Source organism: Cribrihabitans pelagius (assembly GCF_048820915.1).
Taxonomy (GTDB): domain Bacteria; phylum Pseudomonadota; class Alphaproteobacteria; order Rhodobacterales; family Rhodobacteraceae; genus Cribrihabitans_A; species Cribrihabitans_A pelagius.
Genome location: NZ_JBMERR010000049.1, coordinates 1 through 9,258, shown reverse-complemented (window position 1 = coordinate 9,258; position 9,258 = coordinate 1). Strand labels below are relative to the sequence as shown.

The window sequence follows — 9,258 nt, the reverse complement described above, 5'->3', positions numbered from 1 at the left end:
CCGCCTAACGGCTCACGCCCCTCGAACCTACAGCGCTAAGCCAATCAGGCCGCAGTAGCAGCCCCCCAGGGCTGCTCATATTACCCCGCACATCAGAAAATCACGGTTTTCGGAGGTGTCCAGCTTCCGCAGATAGCTGTTACCGTGCTTGGAGATACCGATGAGACGCGCTTTTCCGCCAGTCGTGATCTGCCTCGGTGCCAGCCCGAGCCAGGCTGACAGGTCCCGCGCGCGCGTGAAACTGCTGCCATCGCCGATTGCCGCAACGAGCGCGGTAGCGGTCGCAGGACCGGCGCCGGGGATCACCATCAAACGCTGCATGTCCGCATTGTGGCGTGCATGGCCGCGGATTTCGGCATCGACAGCGGCAACACGCTCATTCATTTCGCTCAGTTCGGCCGCCATGGCGGACAGAATGCGGAGCATGGCGGACATCAGGGGCATGTCGTCACTCTCGAGCAGCCGTGTCAACTCACGCTGAAAGACATGTCGGCCGGTGCCGGTGCGGATGCCCCGCTCCATCAGGAAGCCACGGGCCTGGCTCACCAACCGGGTCCGGTTCTGGACAAGGCGTTCCCGTGCCCGGCGCAATGCTTGAAGGTCGAGTTGCCTGGGCGTTTTCAATGTCACAAAGCACATGGCCGGACGCGTCGCTGCTTCGGCAATCGCCTCGGCGTCCCGGTCGCCGGTCTTGCGGACCTTCACGCAGGGGCGGACATAGAGCGGCGACATCAGGCGCGGCTCATGGCCGTGCCCGGCGCAGAAATGACCAATGTAGCGAGCGCCGCCGCACGCCTCCATCGCCACGATGCACGGCGAAAGCCCGGACAGAAAGGCCAGCAGCCGATGACGTTGAACGCGCTTGCGCAGAACGACCTCGCCGCCACCATCGAGACCCGCGACACTGCAAGTCGTCTTCCCCGGATCAATGCCCAGAACGGCGATCTCCATCGGCATCCTCCTCTTTCTCCGCTGATCTCCACGACAAGAGCCGCGGTCTCGGCGGGAAGGCAGTTCATCCCATTAAAGCCGTTCGGTGAAACCCTGAATCGGGGAGCTCCGTTGGCCTTCTGTTTGTGTTTCATCCTTTTCAGGAGGATGGTTCATGTCAGCACCTTTGCCGTGGGCGCTTCGTGCGCGATTTCAGGAATACATCGAGGAAGGCTTGAGCGGACGGTCGGCGGCCTTGCGGCTGAAGCTTTCACCTGCCACGGGTGCGAGACGGGCGCGCGAGATCCGGACGCGCGGTCATGCTGATCCTGCCCCGCAAGGACGCCCCCGCGGAGGGGGCAAGCTGGCTCCTTACAGGGCATTTTTCGAGGAGCTTGTTGTTCAGGATCCGGATATCACGCTCTTTGAATTGCGCGATGCGCTGCTGGGGGCAGGAGGCGTCGAGGTACGCCATTCCTCGATTGCCGCCCTCCCGCCGCGCCTCGGCTTCACCTTAAAAAAATCGCTGGTGGCCACGGAGCGCCGCCGCGCAAGGGTAAAGAGCGCGCGGTGCGATTGGCTGGCACGCCGTATGCCCGCAATGCAATGGCAGCCAGAACGCCTTGTGTTCATTGACGAAACTTCGGTCAGAACCAACCTCACCCGGTTGCGGGGCCGCGCTCGGCGCGGACAGCGTCTCGGGATGGACGCACCCTTCGGAAGCTGGGGAACTCAGACATTCATTGCAGGCCTTACCTGCAACGCCCTGATCGCACCCTGGGTCATCAAGGGGGCAATGGACGGTCCAGCTTTCGCCGCGTATGTCCGCGAGGTGCTTGTGCCGGAACTGTCGCCCGGCACCGTCGTCATTCTCGACAATCTGGCCACGCACCGGAACGCCGAAGCGGCAGAGGCGCTCCGGCAAGCAGGATGCTGGTTTCTATACCTGCCGCCATACTCACCGGACCTCAATCCCATCGAGCAGGCTTTTTCCAAGCTCAAATCCCACCTGCGCAAGATCGGTACCCGGACCTTTACCGATCTTTTCCACGCGCTCGGCGATATTTTCCGGATGTTCACCCCGGATGAGTGCTGAAACTTCTTTCAGGCTGCAGCACATATCTCAGGCTGAAACCGAACGGCTTTAGTCGGAATCCCTGTCAGGATCGGTCGCTCCTACACTTTCGCGGACGGTCCGGGAGCGGCGCGTCGCGCCGCGTAGCCGCGCAGCAAAGACACACGCCGGGGGCGGAAGCTGCGACCGTTGAGGCAGGCGAGCTCGATCCCCGCGGCGTGGAAGACGCGCCAGTCCTGCCGCAGGCAGCACCAGACCAGCACCATCAGTGTGCCGTCCGAGTAGCTGATGCCGAGGGGCCAGACCTCGCGCTGTGTAACCCGGCCCTTGAGGTCACGATACTGCACATCGAGCGCCAGTTCCTCCCAGCAGGCCCGGCGCAGAAGCGCCATGTCCACCGTGAGGTCCACGCGGGCAGGCGGCGGACGGAAGCTGCGCAAGACGGTGTGCATGGCTTGTTGTGATTGCCCGTCGGCCAGCGTGGCGATGATCCGGGCAAGCGCCGAACGGCCTGCCTCTTCCAGTACTGCGTCGCCTGTCTGTCGCAATTCCCCCACGGCGAGGACGAGGGCTTCGATTTCCAGCCGGGAGAAGCTTTGCGGCGGCAGGGCGGGGTCCTCGGTCAGCCGGTAACCCACCCCGGCCTCGCCATCGATCAGGGCGCCGCCCGCGCGCAGCGTGGCGATGTCCCGGTAGAGCTGCCGCCTCGACACGCCCGTCTCCGCCGCCAGCCGCGCGGCCGTGACCGGCGCGGGCATGCGGCGCAGCGCATCCATCAGGCGCATGAGGCGGTCGGTCCGGGCCATGCTGACGGGATCTGTCAGCAGCCTGAGGTTAAGTCAAGGCATGACGCAATTCCAGGAGCTACCCATGCTGACACTCTACCACGCCGCGAACTCCCGCTCGACCTCCATCCTCGCCCTGATCGAGGAGATGGGCCTCGCCGACCGTATCGACGTGATCGGCGTCACGGTCGCCCGGCAGGATGGCAGTGGCGGTCCGGACCCGCGCAATCCGCATCCCGAGAAGAAGGTGCCCTACCTGACCGACGGAAATGACCATGTGCGCGAGCGCGGTGCCATCGCCGCCTTCCTGACGGACAAATTCCCCGAGGCGGGGCTCGGCCGTCCCGCCGGGCACCCGCAGCGCGGGGCATTCCTGAGCTGGCTGTTCTATTATCAGGGCGTGATGGAGCCCGTGCTGGTGCTCGACTGGGCGAAGATCGATCATCCCATCTTGCACGCGACGTTCCGCGATCTGGATGCCGTTTTCGCCCGCCTGTCCGAAGCGCTGGACGGCCAGCCCTATCTTCTCGGCGAGGACTATTCAGCGGCCGACTTGCTTCTGTCGAGCCCCTTCCATTGGCTTCCGGATGCCATGCCGGAACACCCCTCCGTCCAAGCCTGGATAAGGCGCTGTGCCGATCGACCGGCGTTGAAAGCCGCCATAGATCGGGAGAGATCATGACTGCGGAAATAGGTCGGGGGCGCGAACCAGGCCTTTCGGTCAGGCAAGGGGTTTCCGGACGCACAGGCATCCGGCTATCTCGGGCATCCGACAGCTTTGTCCCGAAGTGCCTGATTTCGCCCCGCGTGTGACTTTGCTATCGCAGCTTACGGCAGGAATGGCGGGCCGCGGCGCAGCATGGTAGCGGCCGCTTGCGCGGTTGACCGGCGGCCCGGGCGTGACGCTGCGAAGTGCATTCTCTGCGCATTGGCGCCGTACGAACCGGCCCGAACCCTGAAACGGAAGACGGCTCTGCGGGGCCTCGGGGCTTTGAATTTAATCGCGTGCTGCATGGGAGCTTGCGCCCACGTGCTATCCGGCTTGTATGAAGCGGTGTCCAATTCCTGCTCCCGCAACCACCGTTTCCAACCAAGCCCCTGTCAACGGCGGGGGCTTGGCTGATTCTGGCATGCCCAAGGCCATCTGAAGTGGCCCCAGAAAATTGGACAGCTGGCGAAGGTGTATCCCAAACCTTTGAAGGGATACGAAAATGGCGAAGCGCCGGCACTTCACAGATCAGTTTAAGGCCAAGCCGCCGGGCTGAAGGATGTCTGGGCGATGCCTTGCCCGGCAGACGATTGCGCAAGCGCAATCTGCCGGAAGGGACGTCGTTTGCGACCAGCTTGCCTTGGGCAACAGACTCCGCATCCTGACCATCGTCGACACGCATTCGCGGCTGTGCCCGGCTGCCGATCCCAGATTCTCCTGCCGGGGAGAAGATGTCGTGCAATCGCTCGAACGGGTCTGCGGGCGGATCGGCTGCCCGAAAACGATCAGACTCGACAACGGCAGTGGATTCATCTCGCGTGACCTCGATCTCTGGGCCTTTGCCAACGGTGTCACCCTCGACTTCTCACGGCCCGGAAAGCCCACTCACAACGGGTTCATCGAAGCTTTCAACAGCAAGCTGAGGGCGGAATGTTTGCTCGCACTCTTGTTCTTGAGCCTTGCGGATGCCCGCGAAAAGCTGGAGGATTGGCGTAGACACTACAACGAGGACAGACCTCACAGTGCGATCGGATACAACGTCCCGATTGCCATGCATTATGCCGATGGCGTCACCAGCCCGTCATCGTGAAAGAGCCGGGAAATTCAAGCTTCCGGTGGTCCAAGGTTCGGGGGCAGCGTACGAACCCGCAGACTCTCCTCATGAGCGAGGAACCAGCGGGGGGCATGTCACCCCGTAACGCATTCGGCCCAGGTGTGGGTGATCTCAGGTCTTCATGCGGCCAAGCAATAGGCGGATCAGCCTTTGTCCTGCGCTTCCATGCAATCAATCAGTACCTTCACGCCGTTCTTGTTCGGGTCGGCTATAAAGTCGAAGGCTGAATCCGCGGCGCTCAGCGGCAGCGTCCGCGTGATCAATTTTTCGAGATCATCGGCAAGGGCAGAAGCCAGTGGGATGCTGCGCCCGAATTGCTCCTTGGTATAGACACGTGACCCGATCAGGCGAAGCTCCTTGAACGCAATGTCCAGCAGGGCCACCGGGCAGGGGGCCTTGTGCAAGGACGCAAGGCATATCGTGCCGCCGGAGCGCAGGATGCGGGTCATATCCCTTGCGGCCGGTTCGGCCCCTGCGCACTCAAAGACCACGTCGACGGCGTCCCCGGCGGTTTCGGCCAAAACTTGCTCCTGCAGGCCCTGGTTGCGCAGATCGACGGGAACAAAGCCGAAAGACGCTGCCAACGACAGGCGGAAGGGATCGATGTCGGAGGCAATCACCTTGGCCGCTCCGGCCTGACGGGCCGCCAAGGCAACCAGCAAGCCGATTGGCCCGGCTCCCAAGGCCGCGGCACGGTCCGACAGCGCCAGGCCCGATTGTTCCACGGCGCGCTGCGCCACAGCCATTGGCTCCACCAGCGCTGCGACCCGGTCGCTCATTTCACCGGGAACTGCGAACAGCATATCTTCGGGCACGGCGAGATATTCCGCCATTCCGCCTTCCCTATCGATGCCGAGCAGATGCAGGCTGCCGCAGACATGCGGTTGCCCCGTCCGGCAGGCATAACATGTTCCGCAAGAGATCAGCGGATAGGCCACCACCCGATGACCGGCCGCAAAGCGCTTTGAGCCCTCGATGTCCTCTCCGACAAATTCATGGCCCAGCGTTAGCGGAGCTGTGGCCCGGGGATGGGTGCCGCCGTAGATGCCGATATCGGTGCCGCAGACCCCGCAATAGCGGATCTTCAGCAGGACTTCTCCTCCCTTTGCCTGCGGCTTGGCGATATCGCGCACCTCTATGGTGCGCGGTCCGGTATAGACCAGCGCTTTCATGTTTCGACCTTTCTGTGTTTACGCGATCGCGTAGCCGCCATCCACGGGCACCACCGTGCCTGTCATGAACCCCGCCAATGGCGTTGTCAGGAACAGCGCGGGACCGGCGAGATCTTCGGGTTCGCCCCAGCGGTTCATCGGCGTGCGCGACAGGATCGGTTGCGCGCGGCTTTCATCCTGCTGCAGGGCCGAGGTGAGCGGTGTCCTGATCCAGCCCGGTGCAATGGCGTTCACGCGAATGCCCTCGGGCGCCCATGCGATGGCCAGGGATTTTGTCAGCTGGGCCACGCCGCCCTTGGAGGCGGGATATCCCGGCACCAGACCACCGCCAAAGAAGGACAGCATGGATGCGGTCATCACGATGGAACCGCCGGTTTTTGCCAGCGCCGGTTTCGCGGCGTGGGCACAGCGCATCCCGCCGTTCAGGTTCACGTCGACGACCTTGGCGAAAATATCCGGCGACAGCGCGTCACCGCGCCGGATCACGCCAGCGCAGCAGACCAGTGCGAACAGATCGTCGATGCCTCCGACCTCGCGGGTGACGGCCTCGCCGTTGCAGACGTCCAGCGTCCTGAAGGAGAGGCAAGATGAAAGTTCCTTGGTCTCAGCCCATTGCGTTGCGGCGTCGACCTCAGCTTCGGTCACGGCAGTGGCGACCACCTGCGCGCCAGATAGGGCAAAGGCCTCCGCTATGGCGCGGCCGATACCGGAGGAGCCGCCTGTGATCATGACCCGTCGGCCGTCAAGAAACGGCGCAGCCCAAGCGCTTGATTGTGCAGACCCGGACATCAGCGGATGAACTGGTCTACGAAACCGGCGCCAAGACCGACTTCTTCGTAATGGTTGCGGCACATCTCGATTTTGCTGAAGACGTCCTCGTAGCCCATGGTTTTGCCGTAGGGGTCAACATAGAGCATTACGCCGTTGACCTGAAAAAATGTGATCATTTCGGTCACGTCATCGGGCACGACCAGCGTGTGCGTTTCACCTGGAGGCTCGTAGCCATAGCCGCCTTCGCGGGCTTCCCAGTCATGCTCCAGATAGTGCCAGCGCCCCTTCAGAACAAAGCCATGCACCGGTTGCGGGTGACGGTGGCGCGACAGAACACCGGACTTGCGCACGCGCAGCAGGTTCATCCAGTACCCTTGCGACGCGTTGAGGCAGAGCGGGCGAAAGGACACGCTTTCCGACTGCGGCACCCAGACCCGTTCATCGGTTGCGATGGCTTCGGGGATGACGATTTCTTCGGCAGCGTCCTTGGGGAACGGCAATTGATAGGGTGTCAATGCGTCGTTGCGGTCTTCGACCTTGTCGGCTTCGACAGGCATCGGAAGTCTCCTTTGGTTGGATTACGAAAGTTCAGAGCGGACGGCGCGGCGGCCGCGCCGTGAGAAAAACAGGGGGACAAGCCACACAAGGATCGTGATGACTCCCAGCGTTCCGGCGATGGGCCGTTTGAAAAAGCCCAGCAGATTGCCGTCGGCCTTGATCATGCTGGACATGAAGCTTTCCTCGACAATCTTGCCCAGCACCAGACCCAGCACCATTGGCGCGGCAGGATAGTCGTTGGCTTCCATGATCCAGACCAGCACGCCGATGGCGGCCAGGGTCCACAGATCGAACAGCGCATTGTTGGTGGCAAAGGTGCCCAGCACGCACATCAGCAGGATCGCAGGGTACAGCAGGCCCGGGCGCAACCCCAGAACGTGACGCCCGCCCATCACCGCTGCCAGACCCAGAGGAATGATCAGCAGGTTGGCAAGGATGAAAACGATGTAGATCGCATTCACCAGGTCGGGCGAGGTCAGCAGCACCATCGGGCCAGGCTGGATGCCCTTGAGGACCAGAACCCCCACGACGAACGCGGTGATCGAGTCGCCGGGAATTCCGAACACCAGCGCGGGCAAGTAGCTGCCGGAGAGGGCTGCGTTGTTGGCCGAGGCCGAGCCTGCGATGGCTTCCGGCTCCCCTTTGCCGTAGTTTTGCTTGACCTTGGAAAACCGCTGGCTGATCGCAAAGGCGATCCATGCGGCGATGTCCGCGCCGGCGCCGGGCAGGGCGCCGATCACCGTGCCCAGCAGGCTGCCGCGCAGCACCGGCACCTTGAAGCGCCACAGGTTTCCGAACTGGCCTTTGAGGATCGACAGACCTGCCGCCGCCGGTTTTTGCGGATTGGTGATCTCTGCAGAGGCCGTGCGCAGAATTTCTGCCAGAGCTAATGCCCCGATCATGACCGCAATCAGCGAGACGCCAGCCTGCAGGTCGATGACGCCAAAGGTATAGCGCGGCAGGCCGGTGGTTACATCCAGCCCAACCATGGTCAGCGCCAGACCCAGCATCAGCGACACCATGCCCTTCAGCCGGTCGCGGCCGGCCACCATCGTCGCGCAGGACAGGCCAAGAACGGCCAGCCAGAAATATTCGAAACTCGAGAATTTCAGCGCCACGCGGGCCAATTGCGGCGCGGCCAGCGCCAGCACCAGAGTTCCGATCAGCCCGCCCGTGACCGAAACGCACATCGGCAGGCCCAGCGAAAGGTCCAGGCGGCCTTTCCGGGTCAGCGCGTCCAGTTCCCGCATATAAGCGGCAGAGGCGGGCGTGCCCGGGATGCGCAGCAGCGCGCCCGGAATATCACCGGCAAAAATCGACATTGCCGAACACGCCACGATGGCGCCGATAGCTGCGACCGGCGACAGGAAAAAGGTCACCGGAACCAGCAGGGCAACCGCCATTGTCGCGCTGAGACCGGGGGTGGCGCCGACGAGCAATCCGAAGACAGCCCCGAGCAGGATGACACCAAGGACCTGAAACGTCAGGACCATTTCTAGTGAGGACAGAAAGACATCCATGATGGGACCTCAGAACCAGGGGCCGGGCAAAGGCCCGGCTGGCAGCGGCACGCGCATCACCTTTGTGAAGAACAGCGTGACGGCGACGCAAATGGCAGCGGATGTAATCAGGGCTGGCCAAGGCTTCTCCTGCCAGGCCAAGGCGTTGATGAAGATCAGGGGCACCGCCACAAGCACTGTGCCGAAGACGGGGGAGAGAAGGCCGAAAAGCACAACGGTTGCAGGGATCAGAAACACGCGCAGCATGTGCAGCGGCTTGCGCATCCAGTCGTCGGCCTGCGGCCGGAACGCGCGGCCGGCCTGGCCCGGCGACGCGTATATACTGCGCGCCGCAATCGCCAGACCGAGCCCCGCAAAGGCACTGCCGATGATATAAGGAAAAAGCCTCGGGGAGGCGGCTCCCGCCGGCTCCGGGAAGCCTGTGACCCGCAGCACGACAAAGCCGCCAAGACAGGCAAAGGCCAATCCGGTCCAGGTATCAGGGAGCCGCATCGCCTTAGGGTCAGGACTCATAGCCAGTAAATGACGAGTGCGGCGAGGGCGATGGCTGAGGGGAAGACCTTCGGGCATCTGTCGTATCGGGTCGCCACACGCCGCCAATCCTTCAGCCTGCCGAACATGATC

Annotated in this window: 9 protein-coding genes and 2 pseudogenes; 3 read left to right on the top strand and 8 right to left on the bottom strand. The window is 63.0% G+C overall.

What is annotated here, in order from left to right; all coding sequences use genetic code 11:
- Positions 1-75: 75 nt before the first annotated feature.
- Entirely contained in the window at positions 76-951 is an 876-nt protein-coding gene (locus tag ACOHX0_RS21600) for an IS110 family RNA-guided transposase (RefSeq protein WP_420679314.1), read from the bottom strand.
- Positions 952-1,105: 154 nt separating this feature from the next.
- On the opposite strand from ACOHX0_RS21600, the gene ACOHX0_RS21595 reads away from it, so the two are divergent.
- Positions 1,106-2,026, top strand: a complete 921-nt coding sequence (locus ACOHX0_RS21595; RefSeq protein ID WP_420679313.1) for an IS630 family transposase — start codon at positions 1,106-1,108, stop codon at positions 2,024-2,026.
- An 80-nt stretch (positions 2,027-2,106) separates the two neighbouring features.
- On the opposite strand, the gene ACOHX0_RS21590 is transcribed toward ACOHX0_RS21595, so the two are convergent.
- On the bottom strand, positions 2,107-2,811 hold the full coding sequence (locus ACOHX0_RS21590; protein ID WP_420679312.1) for a helix-turn-helix transcriptional regulator: 705 nt from the start codon (positions 2,809-2,811) through the stop codon (positions 2,107-2,109).
- Between the two features lie 64 nt (positions 2,812-2,875).
- On the opposite strand from ACOHX0_RS21590, the gene ACOHX0_RS21585 reads away from it, so the two are divergent.
- Entirely contained in the window at positions 2,876-3,472 is a 597-nt protein-coding gene (locus ACOHX0_RS21585; protein ID WP_420679310.1) for a glutathione S-transferase family protein, read from the top strand.
- Positions 3,473-4,115: 643 nt separating this feature from the next.
- Positions 4,116-4,589, top strand: a pseudogene (locus tag ACOHX0_RS21580) (integrase core domain-containing protein); the annotation flags it as partial.
- 167 nt (positions 4,590-4,756) lie between these two features.
- On the opposite strand, the gene ACOHX0_RS21575 reads toward ACOHX0_RS21580, so the two are convergent.
- The 6 genes and pseudogenes from ACOHX0_RS21575 to ACOHX0_RS21550 form a co-directional block, all read right to left on the bottom strand.
- Complete coding sequence (locus ACOHX0_RS21575) at positions 4,757-5,785, bottom strand: zinc-dependent alcohol dehydrogenase (protein ID WP_420679309.1); 1,029 nt, start codon at positions 5,783-5,785, stop codon at positions 4,757-4,759.
- A gap of 18 nt (positions 5,786-5,803) precedes the next feature.
- Complete coding sequence (locus ACOHX0_RS21570; RefSeq protein ID WP_420679308.1) at positions 5,804-6,514, bottom strand: SDR family NAD(P)-dependent oxidoreductase; 711 nt, start codon at positions 6,512-6,514, stop codon at positions 5,804-5,806.
- A gap of 59 nt (positions 6,515-6,573) precedes the next feature.
- Positions 6,574-7,113 (bottom strand): 2,4'-dihydroxyacetophenone dioxygenase family protein, encoded by a 540-nt coding sequence (locus ACOHX0_RS21565; RefSeq protein WP_420679307.1) that lies wholly within the window; start codon positions 7,111-7,113, stop codon positions 6,574-6,576.
- 21 nt (positions 7,114-7,134) lie between these two features.
- Positions 7,135-8,634 carry a tripartite tricarboxylate transporter permease gene (locus ACOHX0_RS21560; RefSeq protein ID WP_420679306.1) on the bottom strand — a complete coding sequence of 500 codons (1,500 nt, stop codon included), beginning with the start codon at positions 8,632-8,634 and terminating at the stop codon, positions 7,135-7,137.
- A 9-nt stretch (positions 8,635-8,643) separates the two neighbouring features.
- Complete coding sequence (locus ACOHX0_RS21555; RefSeq protein WP_420679315.1) at positions 8,644-9,126, bottom strand: tripartite tricarboxylate transporter TctB family protein; 483 nt, start codon at positions 9,124-9,126, stop codon at positions 8,644-8,646.
- Between the two features lie 17 nt (positions 9,127-9,143).
- Positions 9,144-9,258 (bottom strand): annotated as a pseudogene (locus tag ACOHX0_RS21550) (IS5/IS1182 family transposase); the annotation flags it as partial.

What these genes read in the sequence shown, in the direction of transcription:
- ACOHX0_RS21600 (WP_420679314.1), bottom strand. Translation starts at nt 951, where the DNA reads ATGGAGATCGCCGTTCTGGGCATTGATCCGGGGAAGACGACTTGCAGT.
- ACOHX0_RS21595 (WP_420679313.1), top strand. Translation starts at nt 1,106, where the DNA reads ATGTCAGCACCTTTGCCGTGGGCGCTTCGTGCGCGATTTCAGGAATAC.
- ACOHX0_RS21590 (WP_420679312.1), bottom strand. Translation starts at nt 2,811, where the DNA reads ATGGCCCGGACCGACCGCCTCATGCGCCTGATGGATGCGCTGCGCCGC.
- ACOHX0_RS21585 (WP_420679310.1), top strand. Translation starts at nt 2,876, where the DNA reads ATGCTGACACTCTACCACGCCGCGAACTCCCGCTCGACCTCCATCCTC.
- ACOHX0_RS21575 (WP_420679309.1), bottom strand. Translation starts at nt 5,785, where the DNA reads ATGAAAGCGCTGGTCTATACCGGACCGCGCACCATAGAGGTGCGCGAT.
- ACOHX0_RS21570 (WP_420679308.1), bottom strand. Translation starts at nt 6,514, where the DNA reads ATGATCACAGGCGGCTCCTCCGGTATCGGCCGCGCCATAGCGGAGGCC.
- ACOHX0_RS21565 (WP_420679307.1), bottom strand. Translation starts at nt 7,113, where the DNA reads ATGCCTGTCGAAGCCGACAAGGTCGAAGACCGCAACGACGCATTGACA.
- ACOHX0_RS21560 (WP_420679306.1), bottom strand. Translation starts at nt 8,634, where the DNA reads ATGGATGTCTTTCTGTCCTCACTAGAAATGGTCCTGACGTTTCAGGTC.
- ACOHX0_RS21555 (WP_420679315.1), bottom strand. Translation starts at nt 9,126, where the DNA reads ATGCGGCTCCCTGATACCTGGACCGGATTGGCCTTTGCCTGTCTTGGC.